Origin of the sequence: Novibacillus thermophilus (assembly GCF_002005165.1) — a bacterium.
GTDB lineage: Bacteria > Bacillota > Bacilli > Thermoactinomycetales > Novibacillaceae > Novibacillus > Novibacillus thermophilus.
The window spans coordinates 3,407,858-3,434,279 of record NZ_CP019699.1; the positions used below are offsets into that span (position 1 = coordinate 3,407,858).

The window sequence follows — 26,422 nt, forward strand, 5'->3', positions numbered from 1 at the left end:
AGTTCAAAAGACCTGTCTCGAAACTCGTGCAAGCGTAGCACATGTGGCCATGTGGCGCATTGACTGACGGGAGCGGGTGCCTTAAGACAACCCTTCCCCACGCCACGTCACACTTTTGCGCCGCTGCTCCCGGCAAAGAAGGAATCTATTCATTTACTCCCTGTCTTAGCCGATCGATATCGTTTACCGTCATCTCTTCGTTCAACCTGACGCACGGGACGTGCAATCCGCTGCACAGCGCCTGTACAGCATCGTATGTCGTCACCACGGCGTGCATGTCCGCCAAAATATCGATCCACTGCTGAGGTGGATACATTTTTCGCACGACGGGAACAGCGCGTCGCATGTGGTCCAGCACGTGATTCGCTGCCTCCATGTCGGCAAAGTGATCGACCGGCAAAAACACCAAATGGGTCCCTTCCTCCACCAGTTCGTCGGCCAATGACGCCACATCTCTCGTCCGCTGTGACACGGTTTTATGATCGATACACCAGGCAACGGGTCGTTGTGACGTATAAATCCCTTCCTCCTGAAGGAGGCGCAATCCGTCTCTGCGCGAGGGACGCACGGCGACAAGTGGATGGGGATGAACGTCATCGGTCAAGCCGTACACATAGGTCTCATCACTCTTTGAGCACACACGTCTCGCGGGACCGGCCAGCCAGCCGGCGGGCTGTGGGCTTGCTGCAGGACGGTAGACGACTAAGTGCTTATTCCGCCATTTCGCCAAACGAATGAGTAAGAGCTCTAGGCCGAAAGTCCGCCAGTCCGTCACGTGTTCGGACCACAGCCAGACGACCGTGTCACTGTCCTCTACAGCTTCCCACATCGCTTTCACGTCGTGACGGGGAACAGCCTCCACTCCCAGTTTGGCGGTTTGACCCGGTTGATCACTTAAAACCCCGACATGTGCGCCAGGATGGTCTTGACGCACGTTGACCATCACTTGGTGCATCATACACTCATCGCTCATTTTCCCAAAGCCGATCGCGCCGACTATGAACACACGCTTCATCCTTGTCCGTCACCTCTAAATGACTATCATGGTCGTACAAAGGTTAACGAGATTCGAAAGGCTTGCGTTCCAGAAAAAAGGCGTTTACAATCATTTACAGAAGCTGACAAATACAGATTGGGGAATCTATGAAATGGGTGATTCATTATCCAGGTCTTCTAAAAAGAAGACAAAACGTCGCTGGGTGTGGCTCACGCTCACGGCGGTCTTTATATGTATCTTCATTTACGGCGGTCTGTACGCTTACGATATCTACCATTCGGTAAAATCGACGTACAAACCGATCCCGGAGAGGCCTAAGTCAGAAAAGCGCGAAGAAACCGTTTCGATTCAAGAACAAGACCCCGTCTCCTTTCTCCTCCTCGGAGTGGACAAACGGGCGAATGACCCCGGCCGATCGGACACGATGATGGTTGCGACGCTGAACCCTGCAAAGCAAAGCATGATCTTGTTCAACATCCCCCGCGACACGTATGTGGACATCGTCGGCAAGGGGATCAAGGACAAAATTAACCACGCCTACGCTTACGGTGGCGTGGAGATGGCGATTCACACAGTCGAGAACTTCCTCGACATCCCCATCGACTATTACGCCGAAATCAATATGCAAGGGTTTCGGGAAGCGATCGACGCCCTCGGCGGTGTGGCAGTGAATGTTCCGTTTACCTTTGAATTCGGCGGCATTCTGTTTGAAGAAGGTCCTATGTTTATGGACGGCGAAACGGCGATGAAGTACGTGCAAATGCGAAAGCTTGATCCTCGCGGCGACTTTGGTCGCAACGAACGGCAGCAACAAGTGATCAAAGCGATTTTAAAGCAGAGCCTTTCCGTGAAAAACTTCAACAAAGTCGACAATGTGATCGAAACGGTAGGGAACCATTTGAAGACGAGCGTCGCTCCGTCCGACTACATGTCGTTGCAGGAAATTTACCGCAATCTGGACACCAATCAAATTGAAAGTTTTCAAATCGAGGGACAAGGTCAAATGATAGACGGCATTTATTATTACATCGTCGACGATGCGGAAAGGGAACGCGTCAGCCAACGGTTGAAAGAGCACCTCGATCTCCAAAGCGAATACACGCAAACGTAGTCTTTGGCAACAAGGAGCCACCCCTTGACGGGTGATTTTTTAGGGCGGGAAAGAAAGGGGAAGTTAACTTTTGCAGAGGGATGAAAAACGGGTCGTCACCTGGAGCGTCATCGCCGCCTTGATCTTGATCAGTTATTTTGCTGTCCAAAAGTTTTGGGGACAGGAGTCTTCGATTCAGGCCTCGCTTAACGCTTCATTTGCCGAACGTGAGGTATCGCAAACGGCGCCGGAAAAGGCTGTCGGGGATAAGGCCGTCCTCTCGTATTGGGAGGCGTTGGCTGGACAGGAAGAAGTGGACGTCTTTTTGCACGGAACTGAACAGACGGCTGACCGCGTGATGTCCATCTTGGGAGACAGCTGGCCGGAAGAAGCCAGAGTGAACATCCATCACGAAAGGGATCGGGAACCTGACTTCATCGAGATGTGGCTGCAAACTGCCGAAACCGGCCCTTTATCGGAAAACAGTTGGGTCCTGCTGCAACAGGACGACTGGCAGGCTGAAACATTGACCACGCTGGAACGTGTAGTGCGGCAGCTGTTAATCGAACAACCGCAACTGGCGATCACGATACTCTCCGAACGAAACGACGGCATAAAGCAAGACATCGATGCGTTCACCCGGACATACGGCGTGTCCTGGACGACGGTTGACGAATTAGGACACGTTCTGCCGGACATCTCCCTCGCCCGTTTGCCGGACGAACCGGTGTTTGGCGGTGCAGCGGCACAAGAGGTGAAACGCGTCGACTCAACCGATTGGTTTCACGGAAACGTCGAATTGCGTACCATCTCATCCGAAGACCATCCCTTCGTGTTCGACGAGTACTACGCCCTGTTCGAACCGGATCATCAAGTTGACTTCGAAGTGGAAGGCGATGAAGTCGGTGTCGTTTACTTAACCGATGCGAACGGCGGCATCGGCGCCATTGACGTAAACGGCGAAACAGTCGGAGAAATCAACTGTTACAGCGAGGCACTGTCGCAACGAGTCGAGTGGGTCCCCCTCCCCGGTAACGGGGTCCAAACTCTTTCCATCAACTATACGAGTGAACACAGCGAAAACGCCTCAGACAGCCAAGTGTTCGTCGCAGGTTTGATTGTACTGGAGGAAGAAGAGTAATCGAGTAGGAGGGGGCGGCTAGCCCCCGTCCTCTCACACCACCTAGCATGCGGGTCCGCACTAGGCGGTTCCAAAAGGTTGACGAAGTTCCATATAACGAAAAAGCATACTCTTCAGCCCTTTCGCTTCCCAGTAGGAAGTCGGAAGGGCATTGTTTGTGTTCCGGGACATTTCCCATGGTCCTCGGCGGGAATTGGCCATCATGAAGCAGGCCCATTCTGGTACGCCAAGGGCCCTAAGTTCACGAAGACGGGTTCTGACCCGTTTCCATTGTTTCCATAGGCACATCCTCAGTCTGCGCCGAATCCATTGGTCGAATCTTTCACAGTGCGTCTTCTGTCAACACCAATTGAAAATTCCCCAAAAATAACGTTTTAAAATTCCCCAGTTTCATCATTGAATGCATGTCCATATCCCTTTGTTGTTTTCAGCATCACCCCTTTCAGGAGTTAAGTCCTTATAATTGTGTAAAATGGATTCCTTAAAAATAAAGGAGCCAATTTCAAAATCCTCGGTTAGAATGGAGTTGTCGGAAATACCATTCTGGAGAGGAGAATTTTGAAATGGCTCAATACCAGATTACCGTAGATCAAGAACTTTTGCAGCAACTTTTTTTAGGACATTCAAAAGACGCTGGTGTAGCGAAATTACTGGAATCGGTATTAAACCAAATTCTCCAAGCGCAGGTGACCGAACAGCTGGCAGCTGAACGCTATGAACGCACGGATTCCCGTCAAGGCTATCGCAATGGATCCTATCCTCATCAATTAACCACTCGGGTGGGGACCATTACGTTACGTGTTCCACGGATTCGAAACGGTCAGTTCTCCACTGAACTGTTTGCCCGTTACCAACGGAGCGAGCAAGCTTTGGTGTTGGCTTTGATGGAAATGGTCGTGAATGGGGTTTCCACACGTAAAGTGACTCAGATTACCGAAGAGCTTTGCGGCACTCATTTTTCCAAGTCCACCGTTTCAGACCTGTGCAAAAGGCTTGATCCTATTGTGGAGGCTTGGAATTATCGTCCGCTTTCAGACCGCCGGTTCCCGTTTGTGCTGGTGGATGCCTTGTACCTCAAAGTCCGTGAGGATGGCCGGGTACGGTCCAGAGGAGTGATGATAGGAATCGGTGTCAACACAGACGGTTACCGGGAAGTCTTGGGGATCATGACCGGTGACACGGAATCGGAAGCCAGCTGGAGCGAATTTTTCAGTTGGTTAAAACAACGTGGTCTTGGTGGTGTCGATTTGATCACCTCTGATGACCATGGCGGTTTAGTCCGTGCCATTCGTCACCATTTCCAAGGGGTCACCTGGCAACGCTGTCAAACCCATTTGATGCGTAATATTCTGGATGCCACACCAAAAGCGCTGAGAGACGAAGTTCATCGCCATGTCCGTGGCATCCTGGATGCAGCGGATATCGAAACAGCCAGAATGCTTTTGAACGAAACGCTGAAAGTCTTTGAAGAGAAAGCGCCTAAAGCCATGCGTATTTTGGAAAACGGGTTTGATGATGCCACCGCCGTTTTGGCTTTCCCTGAGAAGTACCGTAAGCGACTGCGTACCACCAACAGCGTCGAGCGGTTGAACGAAGAAATCCGCAGACGGGAACGTGTGATTCGCATTTTTCCCAACCGCCAATCGGTGATTCGTCTGTTGGGGGCCTTACTCATGGAACAGGATGAGAAGTGGGCCAGTGGTCGGAAATACCTCGATATGGAAGATTACTTCACCTGGCGCAAAAGCCATTCAGCAAAAACACATAGTAAGGTGACACGCATCATGTAGGCAGCTTATCTAACCGAGGAGCTTTTTACACACAATTTTGGACTTGATCCTTTCAGGTAGATAAGTGTTGGAGTGCTGTTGTGCTTTCCTTTCCCCCGAGGGGAAAAGGGATGGTTAGAAAATTTATTTCGAATCTCGCGGCGTTTTAAAAAATCCTGCTTTCTTCTTTTCCCGAATCCGGTAACTCTCCCCCTTGATGTTGATGGTGTGCGAATGGTGCAGCAAACGGTCTAATATCGCGGTTGCCAGTACACTGTCCCCGAAAATCTCCCCCCAACTGCCGTACGATTTGTTCGACGTTAAAATAATCGCTCCTTTCTCGTAGCGTTCGGATATGATTTGAAAAAAGAAGTGGGCCGCTGTTTCATCCATCCGACGGTAACCCATTTCGTCGATGATCAATAGATCCGGCTTGGTATATACCTGTAACTTCTTGTGGATTTGGTTGCGATGGTGCGCCTCTTCCAACACCTGGATCATGTCATGAGCTGTGGTGAAGTAGACGGTATGACGCGCTTTAATTGCTTCAAGACCGATCGCTACCGCTAGGTGGGTCTTTCCAACACCCGGCGGGCCGAGAAACACGAGGTTCTCTTGATGGCCCATAAACCGTAAGATAGCGAGTTCCCGCACCCTTTTTTCGTCAATCGAGGGCTGAAAGGAAAACTCAAAGTCCTCAAGGGTTTTATGAAACGGGAGGCGGGCAAGGCGTTTCCTTGTTTGGATGAGTCGATCCTGTTTCGCCATTCATTCTTCCTGTATGAGATTGTCAAGGAACTCGGTATACGCTATATTGTGTTTGGCGGCTTCTTCAGCGTGTTGGTGGAGGATTTCCGGAATTCTCACCCAACCCAGTTGTTTGAACGCCGCTTGCAAGCGATCCTCATTCATGACAGGATCGCCGCCTCTTCCGCGAACTGATCGTAATCTTCAAGGGATCGTTCGCTCACTTCCGGCACCGGTGACGACACAAGGCGCGGTTGGTATTCGGCAGGCCGCCTTGTGGGATGTTGCCGGAGCCCTTTTATATGTTCAAGATGGAAGACGACTTGATGGCGGCCGCTCGCTTTCATGTGCTCCGCGATGAGTGTCCCACCTGCGTAAATCCGGATCCAGCCGTTTTTGTCATCTTGAAGAGACACGGTTTGCCCGACCCATTCAAACGGAACGGAATAACGATTCGCCTGGTACGAGACTAAACTGTCGGCGCTCACTTTGCGGCGATGGCGTTCGACGGTTTCAAACGGCACGAAGTTAAAACGTTTCAGTCCCTCTTTGCGCCAACGTTCCAGCGGGACTTCATGGGTCGTGCCGTGCACCCGCACGTTTGCCACGGTATCCATCCATCGCCGAATCTGTAGATTCAGGTCGTGAAGGTTTTCGAATTCCCGTACGCGCGGCCAGAAGTTATGTTTGACGTATTTTACGCCGTTCTCCACTTTCCCTTTCGTTCGAGCCCGGTAAGGTTGACAGCGTTTGAGGATGAAGCCGTGATGTGCGGCAAAGGCCGCAAACCGCTCGTTCCAAATGACTCCCCCGTTCTCATCCTGACCGGTCACCACCGTTTTCATGTTGTCGTACAGAACCGTTCGTGTGATCCCGTTAAAATACTGCATCGCGCGTAGATGACAGCCCATGAGGGTTTCCAGTTTCTCGTCTTCCGTAAATTCGACGTATAGCATCCGCGAGTAGCACAGGACCATGGTAAAGATGTACAACCGTTTTTTTCGGCCGTTCCAGTCGACGCTGACACGCCCCCAATCCACTTGGGCTTGTTCGCCGGGCGGTGTTTCAAAGCGAACGGTGGCCTTTTCCCGGATGACCGCCGAATTGTTTTGCGATCGCGCCCCAGTTCATTAGCGATTTGGGTAATGTTCATCCCCTTTTGCTTCATGTCTTTGATCATAAAAAACTCCCCATTCTTGATCATGGACGTTTCTCTCCTCCCGGAGAGATTGTCCGTTTTTGGTGGGGAATTTTCAACTGTTACTATTGGGGATTTTACCACCGTTATTTACATACTCCGTTGACCATGACTCCGGCGTTGAGGTACACCCGGATGAGTTTCAGGTCTCGCTTGTCCTTCTCCCTTCTTGCTACCCTCCCCATGAGCATGTCGTGGTTTACTCGGTCAAAGCACTTCTCTAAGTCCAAGTCCACAACCCATCTGTATCCACTCTGGATATAGCGCTGGGCTTGAAGGACCGCATCATGGGCTCGCTTCCCTGGTCGGAAGCCGTAGCTGTCCCATGAGAAGTGAGCATCGAAGATCGGATGCATCACTTGCAGCAGGGCTTGCTGGAGGAGCCGGTCCATCGCGGTCGGGATCCCTAGAAGCCTCACGCCGCCTCCAGGTTTGGGGATTTCCACCCGTTTGACTGGCGCGGGTTTGTAGGTTCCCGCTAGGAGCTCTGCTTTCACCTGTGCCCAGTGTGTGTTCAGGTAAGCCTGCAGTTCAGCTACCGTTACTCCGTCCACTCCGGGCGCTCCTCCGTTTCGGACCACTCGCTTGTTATGCGAGCAAGAGATTTTCTCTCTCAAGCATCCTGTCCAGCAAGTCGTTATGGTCTTCGCGAGAGGAAGGGGCGACTTGTGCCGGAGAAGAGCTCGGCGCTCCAACATACCCTCGCGGCTTCACCGCTGCTCTCTGTTGGCAGCTCCCTTGCGGGATATTCTGCTGTCTGCGCTCTTCTCTCGAACGCATCGGTTTCCTCTCTCCTTTCGGTTCGGCCCTTCCGCTTTCCGGCGCCCCGTACTTGCGTACTATGGCCTCTGCTGACTCCTGCGGATTCAGCGCAGCCTCTCGACTGCGGTTACGATGTTACTTCGCGTGTTCCGCAGGCCTCCCCAGATAAGAGCGTCATCTTTCCGCCCGCGATCACTGGAGTTTACAGGATGAGCCCTTGGCGGCTTTGGATTTCGTTGTGTTCTGGCAACTCATCCGACTAATCCTGCCTCAAATCCAGTTCGTGTACCTTGACCCGTGCGTTTGTCTCCGGCTTCCTTCAGATTCCGCCTCGCGACGGACACCCTTGCCTTTGACTACGGTAGGCGCTCGCCAGCCCCCGTTCGGGACTTTCACCCTATAGATGACGCCCATGCTGGGCGTACAGAAAAAGCCCCGTCTCACTTTGACTGTGAGACGGGGCGCACAAATTTTAATTGATCATCCGTTTATCTTGGCAGTATTCCAGATCGTCAAACTTCTTTTAAGCACGTATCGTTTATTCGGCCATTCCGGTCAACTCCAGAACGCTTGCCTTAAGCGCTTTGAGCTTTTGCGCTGCATCATCTGCCGATATCCCCTTCACCGAGAAGTACAATTTCACCTTCGGTTCAGTTCCGGACGGTCGAATGCAGAACCACGATCCATCTGCCAGCGTGTACCGCAAAACGTTTGACTTCGGAAGGCCCGTATCCGTCTCTTTCCCCGACGAGATATGTTTGCGGGAACGGTGTAAATAATCTTCCGCCACCGTCACGCGTTGTCCGGCTAAGTCCGTCGGCGCCTCTTTGCGGAAGGAATCGAGCATGGCATCCATTTTTTCAGCGCCGCTCTTACCCTTGAACGTGAGGGACACGAGGTCTTCCCGATAGTATCCGTATGTTTTAAACAAGTGCTGCAGCTGCTCGTACAGCGTCTTGCCCTGTGCTTTGTAGTAAGCCGCCATCTCCGCCGCCATGAGACACGCTTGCACGCCGTCTTTGTCTCGGGCAAAGTCGCCGATCAAATAGCCGTAACTTTCCTCGTAACCGAAAAGAAAAGTGTGTTCACCCGTTTCGTGGAATTCTTTTATTTTTTCCCCGATGAACTTGAATCCCGTCAACGTGTCAATCGTGGTCAAACCGTAGTGGGAAGCAATGTCCCGACCGAGTTCTGACGTGACAATCGTCTTCAGCACGACGCCGTTTTCAGGCAGCGACTGTTGTGCCTGTCGCTGGGAGAGGATGTACTCCAAGAGTAAGGCTCCCAACTGATTGCCCGTCAAAACCGTGTATTCTCCGGTTTCGTCCTTCACTGCGACTCCGACCCGGTCAGTGTCGGGGTCCGTCGCCATCAACAAGTCAGCTCCCGTCTCTTTTCCCAGCTCCATCGCCAGCGCAAATGCCGCGTGTTCCTCCGGATTGGGGGAATCCACTGTGGAAAAAGCCGCATCCGGTTTCGCCTGTTCCTCCACGATGGCCACGTTGCGAAAGCCGAAGTTCTTCAACCCTTCCCGCACCGGCACATACCCCGTCCCGTGGAGCGGCGTGTACACGATGCAGAGGTCTCGTTGTTCGCGAATCGCATCGGGATTGAGGGACAACGCCTTTAAATGCCGCTGGTAAGCGTCATCGATGTCCTGCCCGATTGTTTCATACAACCCGCGTTCGACCGCCTCCCGTTTATCCATCACGTCTATGCTCAATTCATCCGGTACTTGTTCCAATTCTGCTGTAATCGCATCAGCCACAGCCGGCACCACTTGCCCACCGTCCGGGCCGTACACCTTGTACCCGTTGTACTCGGGCGGGTTGTGACTTGCCGTGATGACAATCCCGGCCGCTGCCTGAAGTTCTCGAACGGCAAAAGAAAGCTCCGGCGTCGGACGCAAACCGTCGAACACGTACGCCTTAATCCCGTTCCTGGCCAGCACAAGGGCCGCCTCATCGGCAAATTCAGCCGATTTGTACCGGCAGTCGTAGGCGATGGCCACCCCTTGGGCTTTCGTATGGGGACCTTGTTTTAACAGGTAGCGGGCCAACCCTTCCGTCGCCTTGCGCACCGTGTACACATTGATGCGGTTGGTCCCTGCGCCGATGATACCGCGCATGCCTCCGGTGCCGAATTCCAGTGACTTGTAGAACCGATCTTGAATCGCTTCCTCATCACCGCGAATCTGTTCCAACTCGGCCTTCAATTCCCCGTCCAAAGAGGCAAAGCCTGTCCATTTCCGGTATAGCTCAAGACTCGTTGCCACACAATCTCCCTCTTTCGACCAGTATTTCCCTTTGATATGATACCACAACTGGGAGGAGGGGCTCACTTAAAGCCCACCAGATTTCAACGATATCCACCCCTCCGATTCTACGAAAAAAAGCACTTCGTCCATTTAATCTGCTTTAAATACTGGGCTTCAAGAACTTGTGTCTAAGGCAGATGTTGAAGATTCACCCGAGACGTTTGAAGAACATTCCGTTGCGTTTGTCCTCAAATTAGCCAACTGACGATTCGTCCCGAATCTTGACCGCCCTTTCCGGAAAATCGGTAAAAATGCCCGCGCAACCAGCGTCCTTGAAACGGCGAATATGTGCCGCCTTGTTGACGGTGAAAGGGCGAACCGGCATGCCATTCTGCTGCGCCCCCTGCAAAAATTCCGGGACCGCCACCGGCAAGTAGCAGTGCAGCCCGTTCGCGCCGATCGACCGAGCGTAGTGCCACGGCTCATACAAGCCTTCCATAAATAAAATGGCCGTCTCCACATCCGAGTAGTTGCGGTGGACATCGACCAAGCTGTAATGGTTGAAAGAGGAGAGGATCACCCGCTCTTCCATCCGGTATTGCCGTACTAGTCGCACCACGCCATCCTCTAGTCCGGCGTGGCGCACGGCCCCGTTCTTTAACTCAATGTTCAGCTCCAGTGAAGTCCCGGAAATCCAGTCCAGCACTTCTTCTAAAGTCGGGATGCGGAGCCCGGAGAACTCCTCTGAAAACCATCCGCCAAAGTCTAACTCCTTAATTTCATCCAAAGTGAAGTCTTTCACCCATCCTGTTCCGTTGCTCGTCCGGTCAACCTTCGCATCGTGCACAATGACGAGGGCACCATCTTTCGTCATCTGAACGTCCAGCTCGATACCGTCTGCTCCTGCGCGGTACGCCTCTTCAAAAGCCGGCATCGTATTCTCCGGATGCGTTCCGGAAGAACCTCGGTGAGCTAATATTTTCATCACGGCCTCATCATCCCTCTCCTCAACCAGCCGGTCGTATTGCTATTACCATTATATACGCCAATATGGAGTCAAGCCACGTACGACAGCGGCCTAAATACACGGAATAGTTTAGTTAAAACCGCATCACGACACGGGATCTCATGTTATCATGACATAGAATAACACCCCATCCGAACCTTCACAATCCACACGACAAAAAGTGTAAGTCCTTGCTACCCAGTAAAAAAGGTTTTATCTTATGGTGGTGTTCTTTTATCCATCGGGACTGGGATCAGTCCATCGACGCAAGCCGTTTAGTTCAGATACAACCCATCTTAGGCGTTTACCACCGGATGGCCAACTGGCAGCAAATGAGCTTGCGACAAGGATCAAAGAAAAGAAAGGATGGGACATGGAAATGCTCACGAACTTTGAACGGAAACTGGACGAGTGGATCGAACAGAAAAAGGTCGAAGGTTTGGAGATAGGGGATAAAAAAGAATGCAGAAGAAAGGGAACAAAGCCAACACTCATGAAGACGCTAGTGACAGGGCTTCTCACAATTGGTCGTTGGATTCTCCGTTTGTCGCCTTTCGCCTACATGGGAGTGATCTGGCATCTTTCCAGTCAACCGAGTGATGCCGTCGTCCAACTGGGACCGTACGACAGCGTGATCAAAGAAAGCCTGCATTTGGTGGAGTTTGCCATCCTATACGCATTATCGATACTGGCTTTCTTGACATTCGGTCCTTTAAGCCACCGGCGGAACTGCATCGCCGTTGTGTTGGCCATCGCGTACGGGGGAGTGGACGAATTACACCAGTTCTTCGTTCCGTCGCGCTCTGCGGACATCGTGGATGTGTTAAAGGACGTCATCGGCGTCTGCGTTGTCTCGTTCATCGTCTATCGCTCCTATTTTGGCAACAACCGCCGCTCTAACGTCAACCGCATTTTGCGCGCTGTCACCCGCACCTTCGCGCCTTCAAAACAGCACCATTCACCGAGTGGTCACACGTTTCATAAGAGATAGTCGCGTTCACCAGAAGCGTACTTCCCGCTGCGTGATATTTTTTTCTCTGTGGCTCCACAAATACCTTGCCATTCTAAAAATAATGCCTCCTAATACTGCCGCGCAGGTGAGCCATACCAATGTGTAAATTACGTGATGGGTTAGCAATTTGTGAACATTTAAAATTTCCTCCACTTTCCCATGGCGACTGCCGAACCGTGCGTTCTTCATCTTCTTCACTAAACGCCCTCCCCATTGCATCATTTTAAATTCCCAAACACGCGTTTGCTGACCGAATTGGTCACCATGGAAGGGTTATGATGACCCAAAGCATCTAAAGCCGAAACCTTCAGAACCTAAAGACAAGAAAGGTATGAAGCTGTCATGCCATCCGAGGAAGAAACGTACGACATCACAAAGTGTTTAAAAGAATACCGCACCCAACGCGACCCTGCTGTTTTCGCCGAACTCATCCGCCGCAACATGGGGCTCGTGCGCAAGGTTGCAGCTGGATACAGACATTATATCGACCATCAGTTAGACTTTGAAGACTTGGTCTCTGAAGGAGTTTTCGGATTGATAGAGGCAATAGAGAAGTTTGATGAGGCGAGGGGAGTTCATTTTTCGACGTACGCCTATTGGTGGATTCAGCAGCGGATTGCAAGAGCCATCATCAATACCGGCACAACGGTCCGCATACCGGTCCACATGGTGGAAACCGTGTTGAAGGTCAAACAAGCCGAGCACCGCTATATCTCTAAACACGGAAAGGTCAACGCGACAGCGATTTGCCGACAGCTGGACATCCCGTTAGCGGTTTACAAACAGGCCAAAAGGGTAGAACAGCAGTTTTTCAACATGACATCCCTCGATCACCGCCCTTCTGATCGAGAAGATCGGGACGCTGAAGCCTTCGTGTCAGGCGAAACCCATTTTGTCGCTGGTGGTTTTTCGAGCCATTTTGTCGATCCTGCATTACTGGCAGAACGGCGAGACAGGCAAAGACAATTGTATCGAGCAATAGCCCGTTGTTTAAACCCCCGTGAGCGGAATGTGGTAATCGGTCGGTTTGGCCTGTGCGGCGATCGGCCTAAGACACTTGAGGAAATTGGCGATACCTACGGTGTTACGCCGTCACGCATTCGCCAAATTGAGAAAAACGCCCTCAAGAAATTACGAAAGGCGTTAAGCTGTACTGAAAACGGCTATGACAAGATGTGCATATAACAGCCGGAGTGGCGGCCGCCCCGGCAAAAAATACGTTACCATAAAACCTTCTCCCCAATTCCATAAAAGAAGTACAACAGCATGCTAAGTTAAAATTCCAACCTGTCAGCTCAATTAGGATGCCATAGCCTAAATATCCCTTTTATTAAGACCGACTACACTTAAAATCGGTATTTGCGCACCACCGAAGAAGTTAGAATGTTGATCAGACCAGCTGACCTGGCGGCCTCCATCCCTGAACGCGAAAGAATTGCCATAATTCCTCAATTGGCGAAATCGCGGAACCGTTTTTTTAAGACCCACTAATCGTTATCGGTTAGCCCGCACCACTGAATTAACGTCATGGCCACAATTTCAGCTGTCTGAAACACGTTGTCCAACACGATGTACTCGTTCGGATAGTGGGCCACCTCTGTCGCGCCGGGGCCAAACACGACCGTCGGAATATCGCCCACTTGTGTTAACAATCCGCCATCGGTCCCCCACGGAGAAGCTTCCAGCACCGGCTCTTGGCCCAACACGTGCCGATACTGTTCCACCAATACACGCATAAAGGCGTGGTCTGTATCAATCGCCCCTGGCAACCACCGGGCGCCGAACCACTCGATTTGAATGGGATACTCCCGAAACCACCCGTCCTCTTGATGCAGTTTCTTTAGCCAGTGTTCCATCTCCTCTTGGGCTTGCTCCATCGTTTCATCGGGAGAAACGCCCATCCGCCCTTCAAGTCTCACCAGGTCGGGGACGGAAGACGGCCATTTCCCGCCTTCGATGACACCGACATTAATAGGGAGAGGAATCGGCGTCCTCTCGTACAGCGGATCACGGATTCTGGCATTTCTCACTTTCTCCAGTTCCCGGATGTGTTGCAGCACCTTGACACTTTTCTCAATGGCGCTGACCCCTTCGTACCGTGTCCCGCCGTGGGCTGAACGGCCTGCCACGTAGAGGCGGAACCACATGGACCCCTGCTGTTTCGGAAAAATGCGCATGTTCGTCGGTTCTGGGATGAGGGCTGCATCAGCTTTGTACCCGCGGAGCACAGCAGCCAGCGTCCCCGCTCCGCCGCTTTCTTCTTCCACCACGCTCTGTAAGATCACATCGCCTTTCAAGGTCACCCCTAAATCCTTGAGGCACTGGAGCGCCAGGAAGAGGGACACGTTTCCCCCTTTCATGTCGGTGACACCGCGTCCGTACATTTTTTCTCCTACAACTTCCCCGCTGTACGGGGGATGCTCCCATTGGGAAGTGTCCCCTTCGGGAACGACATCGACATGTCCGTTCAATATGATCGACCGGCCGCCTCCAGTGCCTTTCAACACCCCTACCACGTTGGGGCTATTTGAAAACGTACGTCGCGGTGACGCAAAGTACGGGTGCTCCAGCAATGCGTCGCCACCCGGTTCCCACATGTCGACTTCAAAACCGAGCCGCTCCAACTGTTCCGCGACTATCTGCTGCACGCCAGATTCGTTTCCTTGTGTACTCGCTTCCTGTACCATTCGCTGTAAAAGGGCGATGCCCTCGTTGCGATGGTCTGTCATCCAACGGTGAATGTCGTCACAATCAATTGACATATTCCTGACTCCCCTCTCACAAAACGTTTTCTACGCAACACGCATGTTTTCGTAAACGACGGCCATGCCCATGCCACCGGCCATACACAACGTGACTAACCCGTACCGGATGTTCGAACGGAGCATTTCATTCATGAGAGTTACGGTCAATTTGGCGCCGGTGGCACCGACCGGGTGTCCCAATGCGATGGCACCGCCGTTCACATTCACGATCCTCTCATTCAATTCCAGTTCCTTTATGACAGCTAGTGCCTGTGCGGCAAACGCTTCGTTTAATTCGACCAACCCGATGTCTTTCAACGTTAAACCGGCCAAATTCAACGCTTTTTTTACCGCGGGAACGGGACCGATCCCCATCACATCCGGTTCCACGCCGGCACTCGCAAATGCTTTGATCTTTACCAGCGGCTGAAACCCGTTCGACACTGCCGTTTCTTCGCTCATCATCAGCACTGCGGCAGCGCCGTCATTCATCGGGCACGCATTGCCCGCCGTTACCGTGCCTCCTTCTTTAAATACCGGCCGAAGCTTTTGTAAACCGTCCATCGTGGTGTCTTTTCGGACCGATTCGTCCTGATCAAAGATCGCGACATCCCCTTTCCGGTCTTTCACTTCAACTGGAACGATTTCATCGCGAAAACGGCCTTCTTCCATCGCCTGGACCGCTTTCCGGTGACTGTCGTAGGCGAATCGGTCTTGTTCTTCCCGGCTAATGCCGTAACGCTCCGCTAACCGTTCGGCGGTCAGTCCCATGTGTTCATGGACCAGCGAACAGACGAGACCGTCCGACAGCAGGGCGTCTTCCATTTGGATATGCCCGTATTTGCTCCCCCAGCGGTTTTTTACGATGTACGGAACGTTGCTCATACTTTCGACGCCTCCGGCGACGACGACGTCTTCCTGCCCGGCAGCGATGGCTAACGCGCTATTGGCAATCGCTTTCAAGCTCGAGCCGCACGCTTTGATGACGACGTGGGCTGGGACGCGAGACGGAAATCCTGCTCGCTGAGAGGCAATGCGCGCCGAGTTCAGCCCGCCGCCGTGGACGTAGCCGTGTCCAAATACGACTTCACCGACGCATTCTTTCGGCACATTCGTTCGTTCCATTAAGGCTTCGAGTACCGTTTTTCCTAAAGTGTGAGCCGGAACGGACCGCAACGCTTTTCCGAAAGCGCCGACCGCCGTCCGAACGCCCCCGACAATGACGACATCTTTCAATGTCATTCCCCTCTTTCGTTCGCCTGGTTTACGACATATTCAATAAATGGTCCGGTATTTCCAGTGACGCTTCCGTACGGTCTATCACATCGTGCACCGTATACGGGGCCATCACTTCTCTTAACACGAGTATCCCATCCTCCACTTCCATCACGGCCATCTCCGTTATGATCATGTCCACACACTCCGGTGCCGTCAGGGGAAGCGTACACGTTCGAACGATTTTGGGCTGGCCGTCTTTGTTCGTATGGTTCATCAAGACGATCACTTTTTTTGCTTTTTGGGCCAGTTCCATGGCGCCCCCCATCCCGGGAACGCGTTTTCCGGGAACAATCCAGTTGGCGAGGTCGCCCTTTTCGCTCACCTGGAGCGCCCCGATAATCGTGATGTCGATGTATCCCCGGCGGATCATGCCGAACGCCGTCGCACTGTCAAAGTAAGACGCCCCTTCCACGACTGTGATCGGTTCGCCCCCGGCGTTACACAAGTGCGGGTCTTCCTCCCCTTCAGCCGGTGAAGGCCCTGTCCCGAGGATGCCATTTTCTGCATGGAACGTCACGTGAAGGTGTGAAGGGATGTAGTTCGCGACGAGCGTCGGAATGCCAATCCCTAAATTCACGATCATGCCGTCTTCAATTTCACGGGCAGCTCGCCTCGCAATGCGTTCACGGACCGATTGTCGACTTGCCATGTTCCCCCGCCTTTCTACCCCATTTTCTCCCAAGCCCACTTCCAGGAGATGCCGCTACTCTGTACCACCATGTCCACAAAGATGCCCGGCGTGACAATGTCCTCCGGATTCAGCGTCCCGGCAGGGACGATTTCTTCCGCTTCGGCAATCGTATATGCCCCCGCCATCGCCACAAGGGGGTTAAAGTTTCTGGCGCTCTTGTCGTAAACGAGGTTGCCGAACGTGTCGGCCTTTTTGGCGTAGACGATAGCAATCTCCGCCGTCAGCGCCGGTTCAACCAAAAACGTCTTTCCCGAGACGACGACCTTTTCTTTCCCCTTGTCAGCCATCGTTCCGATTCCCACATCCGTTAAAATCCCGCCCAAACCCATGCCTCCTGCGCGGATCCTCTCCGCTAACGTGCCTTGGGGGGAAAATTCCACTTTCATCTTTCCCTCGTTCATCAGTTTCCCGGCAACCGGATTGGAGCCGATGTGGGAAGTGATGAGGTGTTGAACCCGGCCGGCACTGACTAACCGGCCAATCCCGATATCGGGAAATCCGGCGTCATTCCCAATCAGGACTAAATCCTGGACACCTTTGGCGAGGATGCCGTCCACAAGTGTCGGCGGCGTCCCCACACCGCCAAATCCGCCGTACATGAGCGTACACCCGTCCCGAATGCGGTCGAGGGCTTCCCCGATCTCTCCCACTTTACCGCGTTTCACTGTTCTCCACCCCTTTCATGACAGAAATGGCTCCGTTTTACGCACGACGCTGATCAGAGACGTTATAACGGTTCACCCACGATTCGACGTCCGCCAGCGTTTGATCCAGCAAGGCGATCAGCTCATCTATCTCGTCTTTCTCAATCGTCAAGGGGGGGCCACGAGAATCGCATCACCCTCTGTTCCGGTCAGCCCCGCTGCAGCGGGATAAAGCAACAATCCGTTTTGCGCGGCCTGCTTCACGACCCGGTCAGTCAACGTGGTTTCGCTGCGGGGAAAGGGCTGTTTTCTTTCCCGATCAGCCACAAACTCTATCCCGATGAGAAGTCCTTTTCCCCGAATGTCGCCTACCATGTCATACTTCCGTCGAAGGACTTGCAGTTTCTCCATTACATACTGCCCGCTTTCTTCAGCCTTCTGCGCCAGTTGATGTTTCTGGACGTATTGTAATACGGCGAGGGAGACAGCCGTTGACAGTGGATTGGCGCTGTACGTATGTCCTCCCATGATCGATTTCGACCCAGCCAGAATCGTCTCCATCACCCGGTCACTCACGAGAGTTGCCGCAATAGGGGTGTACCCGCCGCTCATGCCCTTTCCGAGGGTCATCATATCCGGTACGACCCCCAATGGTCGATCGCAAACATTTTCCCTGTCCGGGCAATACCGGTCATCACTTCATCGGCAATAAACAAGATGTCGTACTTGTCACAGATCGCTTTAATGTGCTGGTAGTACTCCGGCGGCGGGACGATGGCACCCCCTGCAGCACCGATAATCGGCTCGGCGATAAAAGCGGCGACATGATCTGGCCCCAGCCGTTTAATGGCTAACTCCAGTTCCTTTGCACACAACAAACGGCAACCCGGATACGTTTGGTTAAATGGACACCGGTAACAGTAGGGGGCCGACAGAGACGGCAGGTCGTGCAACAGCGGCAAGAAGCGTTCCCGCCTGGCGACGTACCCTGACATTGACAAAGCGCCAAGCGTCATCCCGTGGTAACTCATCCAGCGAGATAACACTTTGTTTTTTTGGGGCATCCCTCTTTCTTGCCAATACTGAATGGCGATTTTCATGGCGGTTTCCGTCGCTTCAGAACCGCTGTTCACAAAAAACGCCCAATTTAAATGACCGGGCGCAAGGTTGCTCAACTGTTCCGCCAAGCGCTCAGCCGGTTCATTCGTAAATTGAGAACGAAACACGAACGACACTTTCTCCGCCTGGGTCTTCATGACATGAACAATCTCCGGCACCGCGTGGCCGATACTGGCAGTCACGGCACCAGACGAACCGTCTATATATCGTTTGCCTGTCCTGTCGTATAGATAGACCCCCTTGCCGTAATCCACAACGGGATAGTCGTCGTCCAAAACCGGTTTGATCAAATGGGTGTTTGTCATCTGAATGTGTTCCCCTTCAAAGCATCGATGTTAACCTCATCATAGTACGGGCGCATTCCCTTTTCTATTCGTCCCGCGTTTAGAAAAACGCAGGCGATTTTTGTACACTTTGTATAAAACATTGTCAGAGAATGGGATTTGCACTAAGATAGGGACTACCAAGGATGTGAGGACGATGCAGTATGGCGATCAGCATTCGGGAAGCGCTTCAACTTCCGGTCATGTCGCAAACAAAACTGGTCGCAGGGTTCGACGGACTAGACAACATGATTGAATGGGTGACGATCGTCGAAGTACTGGAGGACATTAACCGGCTGCAGGACGGGGAATTTCTCATTACGACCGGGTTCGGTCTCATGGAAAGTGAGGAAAAACAACGCCAGTTTCAGCGTCTCATCTCGATGAAGAAGTTGTCCGGCGTTGCCATTTATACCGGCTTTTACTTACAAGAGATTCCGCCGGCGTTTATCGAAGCCGCCAACGACCACCATCTGCCGCTGATACAAATTCCGACCAGTCTGAACTTCTCCATGATTACAAAGGCGATCTTAGAACAAATTGTCAACAACCAGATGCGTTTACTCCGCTATTCACTCAACATTCACCGGCAGTTAACCGCCCTCGCCTTAAGCAACAAAGGACTAAACGGCATTACCGAGACTCTGTCCAATTTAATCGACGGAAGCATTATCGTCTACACGAGCTTCGGGCATATCACGCACCACGCCATTCGCCACGACACAATCCGGTGGTCAGACGAGCACACATTGATCATTGACGATGAGCAAGTCCCGTTGTCCTTCCAACCTGAACGCCATTCAGAAGCCTTCAGAGAATACGTGCTGCAATCTCACAAAGTCCACACGCGGCGCATCGGCACCGAAGAGACGACGTTCGGTTACGTCGTCGCTGTCAAAGAAGAATCCCAGTGGGAAGACATGGATACCGTCGCCATTGAGCACGCAGCGACGGTGTATGCCATTGAATACTTAAAAGCGCAGGCTGTCGAAGAAACCCACATGCGCTTGCAAGGCGATTTCCTTGACGACATAATGCGTCCGGACCGCGAAAATCGGCATTCTGTCGTGCAGCGCGCCAAAAACTTCGGCCTTGATCTAACAAAAGGGAAGGCCGTATTAAACGTTCAAATTCAAAGCCCCCACACTGGAGAGACCCACATCGTCAAGCGGCTGTACGACGTGATCCACCACGTGTTGAGTTACAACGGCACGCACTTCATCGTTCGGAACAAGCACAACGGGTACCTTGTCCTCCTCGAAGTGAACCGTCAACCTGACCGCACAGCTAAACAAAAAACCGTCCACTTGAGTCGGGAAATACTCGATTACTGGAACCGTTTCTTTCCTCGCAACCCGATCGTCATCGGAATCGGCCGCACGTACGACCACATAGACCGCATAGCTGAAAGCGCGAAAGAGGCCGACTACGCCGTGACCCTCCGGGAGCTGTTACCGAACCTGGCACCCGTCACTCATTACGATGAACTCGGGATGTACCACCTCTTACTCACATTGAGAGAAAAGGGAGTCGAGCTTCGCGATCTTTACGAAGACCCCTTAAGCAGCTTCTTAAATGGCGACAAGCGGAATCGCGAACTGCTGATCACGTTGGAGACTTACCTCCACCACAACCAGAACATGCAACAGACCGCGAACCACTTGTACATTCATCGACACACACTCAAATACCGCCTCATCCAGATCGAAAAAAAGACCGGCCTCTGCCTCGATTCTCCCGACGACCGCATGAAGCTGCACTTGGCGGTATTAGCTCACAAACTCGTTCAACTGATGGAGAAAAAGCTCCTTTGACAAAAGAGGAGGATCGACCCTCAGATTTTGATCCCTATAAAATGAATCAAGTGGAGGAAAATGAGCCGTTTCCCTCCACTTGATTTGCATTTCACCGGCTACCTCTTCTGACCTTTTATAGGTCTTTAGAGATGTCTTCTCCAAAGTATTTCTCGCTAATCTCAGCGTACGTGCCGTCGTTCATGATCTCTTCCAGCGCTTTATTGATTTTCTCCAACAGTTCCTCGTTGCCCTTTTGTACGGGAATTCCCATTTGATCGACGTACAAAGGGTCCCCGACAGGCTTTATATCAAGCCCGTTTGCGTGTATGGCGTGTTTTCCGACCAGCTCGTCGGTAATGACGGCATCGAGACGGCCTTTGACTAACAAGTCTTGAAGTGCTGTCACGTCACTGTCGTAAGTGTCAACGTGATCTGTGTATTCTTTCGCAACTTCTTCAAACGTGCTGGAAACGACGACCCCGATCTTTTTACCGGTTATATCTTCTTCTGACTGAATCGCGTCATTGTCTTCCGCGACAAATATTTGGGCACCGGATTCATAGTACGGGTTGGAAAAATCCGCCTCTTTTTCTCGTTCTTCCGTTATCGCCATGCTGCCGATGATGGCGTCAAACTTGCCTGAATTCAGTGCGGCTAAAATCGTCTGCCACGGATTCGTGACCGGTTCGGCTTCCATCCCCATCTTTTCAGCGAGAGCTTGTCCAATTTCTACGTCAAATCCGACTAACTCGCCGCCTTCTTGGTAATTAAAAGGGGGGTACAGACCGCTCATGGCAAACGTAAACACTTTGTCATTTTCCACTGCGCCTTCTGTCTCCTGGTCAGCACTTTCCTCACCTGTCACCTCCGCCCCGCTGCCGCCTGCTGCTCCGCTCTCACTGTCTGCGCTGCCGCAAGCGATGACGACGACAGACAACAGTAACACACAAGCAAGACCCCAATACTTTCGCTGAAACATGTCGTCTCCTCCTCATTCATCAGTGTGAAACTGTATTTCTTTACAACACCCTGCTCAAAAACTGCTGAGCCTTCGGGTGTTGCGGTTGAGCAAAAAACTGTTCAGGCTCCGCTTCTTCTACAATTTGGCCATCATCCATAAAGACAACCCTGTCTGCCACTTCCCGGGCAAAGCCTATTTCATGCGTCACCACCACCATCGTCATGCTGTCTTCTACCAGCTCTTTCATCACCTGTAGCACTTCACCGACTAATTCGGGATCGAGTGCAGACGTCGGTTCATCGAAGAGCATCACCCGTGGGTTCATGGCCAGGGAGCGGGCGATGGCGACCCGTTGTTTTTGACCTCCAGATAAGGCGTCAGGGTAGACATCTTTCTTATCTTCCAGGCCCACTTTCCGCAACAACGATAAAGCGTTTTCTCTCGCCTCCTCTCGGGGCACCTTTTTGACGTGTACCGGTGCTTCAATAACATTTTCCAGGACACTCATGTGCGGAAACAAATTGAAGTGTTGAAATACCATGCCGATATCCGTACGCACCCGGTTTAAATCTGTTTTCACCGGATCGATAAACTGACCGTCCAGCCAAATCTTCCCTTCGTCTGCTATTTCCAGAAAATTAAGGCAACGGAGTAAAGTGCTTTTTCCAGATCCGCTGGCTCCCAGTAACACGACGACTTCTTGCGGTTCTACTTCCAAATGCACCCCTTTTAACACGTGAAGGGGCCCAAAGTATTTGTGCACATTTTCCACTTTGACCATGTTCCATCACCTATTTCTACGGTCCAGTCTCTTCTCAAGTCGGTTCACGATCAACGTAAACACGATGACCAAAACTAAATAGTACAGGCCGGCAATGGTGTAAAACTCTAGCTGCCGAAACGTGGCAGCGGCCTCGCTCATCGATACGTTAAAAATTTCTTGAACGCCGATAAACGCCACGAGGGACGAGTCTTTCAAGCCGATGATAAACTGGTTGCCAAGGGGCGGAATCGCACGTCTGAACGCCTGCGGCAGTATAATGCGCCGCATGGCCAGAGTGTGAGACATGCCCAGCGAGCGGGCTGCTTCCATTTGCCCTTTGTCGATGGACTGTATCGCCCCCCGGAATATTTCTGCAATGTACGCTCCGCTGTGGATGGCGAGGGCGAGAACACCTGCCCAAAATTTAGACAGCACGAGGAGGTTCGTAATGCCGAAGTACAGCCACATAATTTGCACAATGAGCGGGGTTCCCCTGATTAAGCCGATGTAAGCGTCCGCAACTAAGCGCAAAAGTCGGTAGCGGGATAATTTCATAAAGGCAAAGAGGAGACCGATGACACACGCTAATAAGAGGGAGGTCACAGTTAATTGCAACGTCACCCCGGTCGCCTGTACAAAACCTACAAAAGTGCGGGCAAAGCTTTCGAAAAAGGTTTCCATCATGACTGGACTTTTTCACACCCTTTGTTTTTTGCGGTATCATGTGCAAAGATACGTAACATTCTATATAGAAATAATAGCACACCGGAGACAGGCCCCACTATTGTGCAACCGTGCATAAAGTCACTCCCATTTTTTATACGATGTGTATAAACGGTTAAAGAAAAAAGGGTGAGGAGCAAGGAGGCGCGTTGCCGACAAAAATAAAGCCACCCGCATCATTCGTGACAGAATGATGCGGGTGGCTTTCGTTCGTCCAGTCACTCACTCCGCGCCAGTTTAATCTGTTCCATAAACTGTTTGGCGGTTTCTGTGATTTTCTCGTAGCCGTCCACTTCCGGCTTGCCGATCAGACTGCTGCCCGCTCCAACGGCGACAGCGCCCGCGCGAATCCAGTCGCCGACGTTGTCAACTGAGACCCCGCCCGTCGGCATGAGGTTGGCCTGCGGGATCGGGCCTTTCATCGCCTTGATCACGTTTGGGCCCATCAGTTCGCCCGGGAACACTTTCAGCACTTCCGCGCCGCACTCAAGCCCGCGTACGACGTCCTTGACCGTCATCACCCCTGGCATGTACGGGATCTGGTACCGATTGCACAGCCGTGCTGTGTCCTCGTCGAGGTACGGGCTCACGACGTACTTCGCACCGGCCAGGATGGCAATGCGGGCCGTTTCCCCATCGAGCACTGTACCGGCTCCGACGACGAGGTCTTCGCCAAACGCGGCGCTCAGCTCCTTGATGACGTCTGTTGCACCCGGTACCGTGTACGTGATCTCGACGGACGCCACGCCTCCGTTCAACGCTGCTTCCGCAATCCGCTTGGCCTGATCGGCATCATCTGCCCGGACGACTGCGACCAAACCGCTCTCTTCTATTTTCGCCAGAATGTCCCGCTTTCGCATCACGATCTCCAACCTTTACTTCTGCCACTTCGGATTGTCGATGATTTCCGGCTTGCCGTCCCGCTCGACGACGAGCTTTCGGAACCCTTTCGCCTCGATCGTGCCATAATCGTGGCCAGCGTCGGCACGGAACGCAAAAAACGTGACGAGCGGCTCCTTGCCGGTGTTGATGCTGCGGTGGGCGTAGCGCGGCGGCACATGAACGGCGCGACCTGGAACGAACTTCTCGATTTCCCACTCGCCTTCCGGGTTTTCCATCAACAGATACCCTTCACCGCTGATGCAGAAGTACACTTCCCCCGTTTCCAGAACTTCGTGGTAATGCCCTTTCGTCATGTAGTACTCGTCGCCGACAGTACCTGGATAGACGATGCTCGTGCCGTACTGGATGTCCCCGTCCGTCTTCGGCAGGTCGAGGTCGTAGTATTCGTAGACGAGGGCATCGTGGCCGGCTTCCATTTCTTCCTGGAGCGCCTTCGTATCGTAAAACATCTTCGTCATGTCGGACAGGTGGCGCTGTTTCGTCTTCTCCTCCTTCGACAGTCCCGTCTTCAAGTCGAACAACGTAGCATTTGCAAGGTTAGTCTGGGTCATGGTTCCTCTCCTCCTGACACATTATCTGATCTTGTTAGACAGCTGCTCGATCCGGTCAAACTGCTCTGCGTCAATCTCAATGTCGAAAACTTCGGCCATCACCTGTGTCCAGCCGTGCAAGAAGTAGATCCAACCGTCCTCGACGTGCAAGTTCCGCTCGTCTTTTTGCGCGAGGGCTTGGTGCATGAAGTCTCGCTCCCCGCGGTAGTTCAGCTCCCAGACAAGGCTGTCCTGCGGGAACCTCGCCCTGTCCGGAAGCGGCGAACCCGGACGGTCCTTCCCCATCCCGGTGGCGTTGACGACGAGGGAACGCGGCTTCAGCCCTTCCAACAGGCGCCCGTTCTCCTCCGATCCCGTCGCCAGACGGCATTCTACTTTCGCATCCGGGTTCACCTTGCGGATGATCTTTTCGGCCTCGGCCAGCCGACGCTCGTCGATGTCGGTCATTTTGACGCTTGACGGGATGTCGTCCCCGTGTTGCCTGTCAAGGAGTGCAGAAGAGATGGCGATCGCGCTTCCGCCCGCCCCCAACAGGAGCAATTCCCCGCCGTATTCTTTCCAGTAGCCGTCCGGCACGAACCGCTCCAGCGCCAGCCTGCTTGTGATCGGGTCTTTTGCATGACCCCGCAGTGCGCCGTCTCGCTTCGAGATCGACGACAACTCGCCGAACATCTGGGCATACGGATCCAGGTAATCAAAAAGGTCTTTTGCAGCTTTGTACAGGTCAATCTTGTGAGTCGTGACGAGCGCCCCGAGAGACAGTTCATCGTTCTTAATAAATTCTACGACTTCCCGGTATTCCTTCGGATCAGCGTGAATTTCGAGGTCGATCCCTTTCAAGACAGCTTCGTTCAAGTCGAGCGCCTTCGCCCACTCTGGAAACAGTTTCATGATGGAAGAATTCGTCGTCGTCACTCCGATGAAATACATGGTCGGTACCGTTGCCTTTTCCAGCAGATTCATTTCCAAATGCTCCTTTCAGGATCGCTTGCTGAACGCCTTCGCTGGATTGGTGTGCATCATTTTGTGCATCTGCTGCTCCGTCACCCCTGACTGCCGAAGCATCGGAAGGAACGATCTCTGCAGGTGATCGAGTCCGATCTCCCCCCCGTAGCTCTTCATCCGCTTCCGGGTCGTATCGAGTCCTAACAATATCTGGTCTTCGTAGCCGTGGTCGATCAGCATCCGAATCAGCTGTACTTCTTCTTCATCTGTGTGGTACTTGAACCGACCGATTGTATCGAGCTCGACGTAGACACCAGTCCCCGCGACGTGAAGCAAGTAATCGGCATTCTCCATTTTCCGGTCGAGGTGACAGATGATGAGCTGGTCCGCCGGAACACCTAAGTCAGTGTAGAGTTTGATCTGATCAAGGGCGTTGTGTCCCAGCTCCGTATGGCTCATAATCGGGGTCCCAGTCTCGAGGGATGCGGCAGCGGCTGCACGGAACAGTCTGAAATACTTACCTATTGTCCCGCCGACATCGGCCGCCGTCTTGATCAGACCGGCCCTCGCGTTGAGCCGCTCCCTCGGCCACGCGTCTTCGCCGTCAGCATACAGTCCGTTTTCGATTTCACTCTTGAACAGCTCCCTCAGCTCCTCCTCGGACGTGTCGTGTATCCAATGCCCGCTCGGATAGAATTCGAGCTTGTGGAAGCCGGTGCACGACAAAACGTGGACGTCTGTCTCTTCGGACAGCCGGAGGAGGAGCGCAGCATCGCGGCCGCTCCCGACCGGCTGGGCGTCGACTATCGTCTTCCCACCAAGTTCCTTAAACCTCTCCACTTCCTCTTTTGTCTTGTCGTAGTCATCGAGGACGAGGGCAGGATCGAGCTGTTCCGGCTGTCCCTTCTTGATGAACAAGTGCTCGTGGCTGTGACAAGGGCCGATGTCCGATGCCGGGACGTCTCCTCGAACCGTCGTGACCACCCGGCCTGCTGCTACCAC

The 26,422-nt window shown here is 52.8% G+C and carries 22 protein-coding genes and 4 pseudogenes; 6 read left to right on the forward strand and 20 right to left on the reverse strand.

Features of this window, described 5'->3' with window-relative positions; all coding sequences use genetic code 11:
* Nucleotides 1–145: 145 nt before the first annotated feature.
* The gene (locus B0W44_RS16555) at nucleotides 146–1,015 is read right to left on the reverse strand and encodes a polysaccharide pyruvyl transferase family protein (protein WP_077720992.1); all 870 of its coding nucleotides are present in this window, start codon (nucleotides 1,013–1,015) and stop codon (nucleotides 146–148) included.
* A 133-nt stretch (nucleotides 1,016–1,148) separates the two neighbouring features.
* Between B0W44_RS16555 and B0W44_RS16560 the strand changes: the two genes are divergently transcribed.
* Complete coding sequence (locus B0W44_RS16560; protein WP_169835643.1) at nucleotides 1,149–2,108, forward strand: LCP family glycopolymer transferase; 960 nt, start codon at nucleotides 1,149–1,151, stop codon at nucleotides 2,106–2,108.
* Nucleotides 2,109–2,178: 70 nt separating this feature from the next.
* A complete protein-coding gene (locus B0W44_RS16565; RefSeq protein ID WP_077720994.1) occupies nucleotides 2,179–3,228 on the forward strand; it encodes a hypothetical protein in 1,050 nt (349 codons plus the stop codon).
* 60 nt (nucleotides 3,229–3,288) lie between these two features.
* Here B0W44_RS16565 and B0W44_RS16570 read toward each other — a convergent pair.
* Nucleotides 3,289–3,564, reverse strand: a pseudogene (locus tag B0W44_RS16570) (group II intron maturase-specific domain-containing protein); the annotation flags it as partial.
* A 227-nt stretch (nucleotides 3,565–3,791) separates the two neighbouring features.
* On the opposite strand from B0W44_RS16570, the gene B0W44_RS16575 reads away from it, so the two are divergent.
* Nucleotides 3,792–5,018, forward strand: a complete 1,227-nt coding sequence (locus B0W44_RS16575) for an IS256 family transposase (RefSeq protein ID WP_077718568.1) — start codon at nucleotides 3,792–3,794, stop codon at nucleotides 5,016–5,018.
* Between the two features lie 123 nt (nucleotides 5,019–5,141).
* Here B0W44_RS16575 and istB read toward each other — a convergent pair.
* From istB to B0W44_RS16600, 5 genes and pseudogenes are all read right to left on the reverse strand, one after another.
* Nucleotides 5,142–5,909: pseudogene (gene istB / locus B0W44_RS16580) on the reverse strand (IS21-like element helper ATPase IstB).
* Entirely contained in the window at nucleotides 5,906–6,784 is an 879-nt protein-coding gene (istA, locus tag B0W44_RS16585; RefSeq protein ID WP_237087421.1) for an IS21 family transposase, read from the reverse strand. The pseudogene istB and the gene istA overlap by 4 nt, the downstream one beginning before the upstream one ends.
* A 253-nt stretch (nucleotides 6,785–7,037) precedes the next feature.
* Nucleotides 7,038–7,722: pseudogene (locus B0W44_RS16590) on the reverse strand (reverse transcriptase domain-containing protein); the annotation flags it as partial.
* Between the two features lie 520 nt (nucleotides 7,723–8,242).
* On the reverse strand, nucleotides 8,243–9,979 hold the full coding sequence (locus B0W44_RS16595; protein WP_077720995.1) for a phospho-sugar mutase: 1,737 nt from the start codon (nucleotides 9,977–9,979) through the stop codon (nucleotides 8,243–8,245).
* Between the two features lie 235 nt (nucleotides 9,980–10,214).
* Nucleotides 10,215–10,946, reverse strand: a complete 732-nt coding sequence (locus B0W44_RS16600; RefSeq protein WP_335582673.1) for a glycerophosphodiester phosphodiesterase — start codon at nucleotides 10,944–10,946, stop codon at nucleotides 10,215–10,217.
* A gap of 241 nt (nucleotides 10,947–11,187) precedes the next feature.
* Between B0W44_RS16600 and B0W44_RS18710 the strand changes: the two genes are divergently transcribed.
* Complete coding sequence (locus tag B0W44_RS18710; protein ID WP_228441287.1) at nucleotides 11,188–11,958, forward strand: VanZ family protein; 771 nt, start codon at nucleotides 11,188–11,190, stop codon at nucleotides 11,956–11,958.
* A gap of 6 nt (nucleotides 11,959–11,964) precedes the next feature.
* On the opposite strand, the gene B0W44_RS16610 is transcribed toward B0W44_RS18710, so the two are convergent.
* Nucleotides 11,965–12,177 (reverse strand): hypothetical protein, encoded by a 213-nt coding sequence (locus B0W44_RS16610; RefSeq protein ID WP_077720997.1) that lies wholly within the window; start codon nucleotides 12,175–12,177, stop codon nucleotides 11,965–11,967.
* Between the two features lie 243 nt (nucleotides 12,178–12,420).
* Here B0W44_RS16610 and B0W44_RS16615 point away from each other — a divergent pair, with 243 nt between their 5' ends.
* Nucleotides 12,421–13,164 (forward strand): sigma-70 family RNA polymerase sigma factor, encoded by a 744-nt coding sequence (locus tag B0W44_RS16615; protein ID WP_418304108.1) that lies wholly within the window; start codon nucleotides 12,421–12,423, stop codon nucleotides 13,162–13,164.
* Between the two features lie 302 nt (nucleotides 13,165–13,466).
* Here B0W44_RS16615 and B0W44_RS16620 read toward each other — a convergent pair whose 3' ends face one another.
* The 5 genes and pseudogenes from B0W44_RS16620 to B0W44_RS16640 form a co-directional block, all read right to left on the reverse strand.
* Entirely contained in the window at nucleotides 13,467–14,741 is a 1,275-nt protein-coding gene (locus tag B0W44_RS16620) for a peptidase (RefSeq protein WP_077720999.1), read from the reverse strand.
* Between the two features lie 30 nt (nucleotides 14,742–14,771).
* A complete protein-coding gene (locus tag B0W44_RS16625; protein WP_077721000.1) occupies nucleotides 14,772–15,959 on the reverse strand; it encodes a thiolase family protein in 1,188 nt (395 codons plus the stop codon).
* Between the two features lie 28 nt (nucleotides 15,960–15,987).
* Nucleotides 15,988–16,650, reverse strand: a complete 663-nt coding sequence (locus B0W44_RS16630; RefSeq protein WP_077721001.1) for a 3-oxoacid CoA-transferase subunit B — start codon at nucleotides 16,648–16,650, stop codon at nucleotides 15,988–15,990.
* Nucleotides 16,651–16,664: 14 nt separating this feature from the next.
* Nucleotides 16,665–17,357, reverse strand: a complete 693-nt coding sequence (locus B0W44_RS16635) for a CoA transferase subunit A (protein WP_077721002.1) — start codon at nucleotides 17,355–17,357, stop codon at nucleotides 16,665–16,667.
* 37 nt (nucleotides 17,358–17,394) lie between these two features.
* A pseudogene (locus tag B0W44_RS16640) lies at nucleotides 17,395–18,760 on the reverse strand (aspartate aminotransferase family protein).
* 182 nt (nucleotides 18,761–18,942) lie between these two features.
* Here B0W44_RS16640 and B0W44_RS16645 point away from each other — a divergent pair.
* On the forward strand, nucleotides 18,943–20,592 hold the full coding sequence (locus tag B0W44_RS16645; RefSeq protein ID WP_077721003.1) for a PucR family transcriptional regulator: 1,650 nt from the start codon (nucleotides 18,943–18,945) through the stop codon (nucleotides 20,590–20,592).
* A gap of 115 nt (nucleotides 20,593–20,707) precedes the next feature.
* Here B0W44_RS16645 and B0W44_RS16650 read toward each other — a convergent pair whose 3' ends face one another.
* The 7 genes from B0W44_RS16650 to B0W44_RS16680 all read right to left on the reverse strand — a co-directional run bounded on the left by B0W44_RS16650 (nucleotide 20,708) and on the right by B0W44_RS16680 (nucleotide 26,422).
* On the reverse strand, nucleotides 20,708–21,553 hold the full coding sequence (locus B0W44_RS16650; protein ID WP_077721004.1) for an ABC transporter substrate-binding protein: 846 nt from the start codon (nucleotides 21,551–21,553) through the stop codon (nucleotides 20,708–20,710).
* A 40-nt stretch (nucleotides 21,554–21,593) separates the two neighbouring features.
* Nucleotides 21,594–22,316 carry an amino acid ABC transporter ATP-binding protein gene (locus B0W44_RS16655; protein WP_077721005.1) on the reverse strand — a complete coding sequence of 241 codons (723 nt, stop codon included), beginning with the start codon at nucleotides 22,314–22,316 and terminating at the stop codon, nucleotides 21,594–21,596.
* A gap of 6 nt (nucleotides 22,317–22,322) precedes the next feature.
* Nucleotides 22,323–22,979, reverse strand: a complete 657-nt coding sequence (locus B0W44_RS16660; RefSeq protein WP_077721463.1) for an amino acid ABC transporter permease — start codon at nucleotides 22,977–22,979, stop codon at nucleotides 22,323–22,325.
* Between the two features lie 260 nt (nucleotides 22,980–23,239).
* Nucleotides 23,240–23,881: a bifunctional 2-keto-4-hydroxyglutarate aldolase/2-keto-3-deoxy-6-phosphogluconate aldolase gene (locus B0W44_RS16665; RefSeq protein WP_077721006.1), complete on the reverse strand. Its 642-nt coding sequence runs from the start codon at nucleotides 23,879–23,881 to the stop codon at nucleotides 23,240–23,242.
* Nucleotides 23,882–23,896: 15 nt separating this feature from the next.
* Nucleotides 23,897–24,475 (reverse strand): glucose-6-phosphate isomerase family protein, encoded by a 579-nt coding sequence (locus tag B0W44_RS16670; RefSeq protein WP_077721007.1) that lies wholly within the window; start codon nucleotides 24,473–24,475, stop codon nucleotides 23,897–23,899.
* 21 nt (nucleotides 24,476–24,496) lie between these two features.
* Nucleotides 24,497–25,438, reverse strand: coding sequence for a hypothetical protein (locus tag B0W44_RS16675; protein ID WP_077721008.1), 942 nt, complete (start codon nucleotides 25,436–25,438; stop codon nucleotides 24,497–24,499).
* Nucleotides 25,439–25,453: 15 nt separating this feature from the next.
* Nucleotides 25,454–26,422, reverse strand: a complete 969-nt coding sequence (locus tag B0W44_RS16680) for a phosphotriesterase family protein (protein ID WP_228441290.1) — start codon at nucleotides 26,420–26,422, stop codon at nucleotides 25,454–25,456.

What these genes read in the sequence shown, in the direction of transcription:
- B0W44_RS16555 (WP_077720992.1), bottom strand. Translation starts at nt 1,015, where the DNA reads ATGAAGCGTGTGTTCATAGTCGGCGCGATCGGCTTTGGGAAAATGAGC.
- B0W44_RS16560 (WP_169835643.1), top strand. Translation starts at nt 1,149, where the DNA reads ATGGGTGATTCATTATCCAGGTCTTCTAAAAAGAAGACAAAACGTCGC.
- B0W44_RS16575 (WP_077718568.1), top strand. Translation starts at nt 3,792, where the DNA reads ATGGCTCAATACCAGATTACCGTAGATCAAGAACTTTTGCAGCAACTT.
- B0W44_RS16600 (WP_335582673.1), bottom strand. Translation starts at nt 10,946, where the DNA reads ATGAAAATATTAGCTCACCGAGGTTCTTCCGGAACGCATCCGGAGAAT.
- B0W44_RS18710 (WP_228441287.1), top strand. Translation starts at nt 11,188, where the DNA reads ATGGTGGTGTTCTTTTATCCATCGGGACTGGGATCAGTCCATCGACGC.
- B0W44_RS16615 (WP_418304108.1), top strand. Translation starts at nt 12,421, where the DNA reads ATGGGGCTCGTGCGCAAGGTTGCAGCTGGATACAGACATTATATCGAC.
- B0W44_RS16620 (WP_077720999.1), bottom strand. Translation starts at nt 14,741, where the DNA reads ATGTCAATTGATTGTGACGACATTCACCGTTGGATGACAGACCATCGC.
- B0W44_RS16630 (WP_077721001.1), bottom strand. Translation starts at nt 16,650, where the DNA reads ATGGCAAGTCGACAATCGGTCCGTGAACGCATTGCGAGGCGAGCTGCC.
- B0W44_RS16645 (WP_077721003.1), top strand. Translation starts at nt 18,943, where the DNA reads ATGGCGATCAGCATTCGGGAAGCGCTTCAACTTCCGGTCATGTCGCAA.
- B0W44_RS16650 (WP_077721004.1), bottom strand. Translation starts at nt 21,553, where the DNA reads ATGTTTCAGCGAAAGTATTGGGGTCTTGCTTGTGTGTTACTGTTGTCT.
- B0W44_RS16655 (WP_077721005.1), bottom strand. Translation starts at nt 22,316, where the DNA reads ATGGTCAAAGTGGAAAATGTGCACAAATACTTTGGGCCCCTTCACGTG.
- B0W44_RS16660 (WP_077721463.1), bottom strand. Translation starts at nt 22,979, where the DNA reads ATGGAAACCTTTTTCGAAAGCTTTGCCCGCACTTTTGTAGGTTTTGTA.
- B0W44_RS16665 (WP_077721006.1), bottom strand. Translation starts at nt 23,881, where the DNA reads ATGCGAAAGCGGGACATTCTGGCGAAAATAGAAGAGAGCGGTTTGGTC.
- B0W44_RS16670 (WP_077721007.1), bottom strand. Translation starts at nt 24,475, where the DNA reads ATGACCCAGACTAACCTTGCAAATGCTACGTTGTTCGACTTGAAGACG.
- B0W44_RS16675 (WP_077721008.1), bottom strand. Translation starts at nt 25,438, where the DNA reads ATGAATCTGCTGGAAAAGGCAACGGTACCGACCATGTATTTCATCGGA.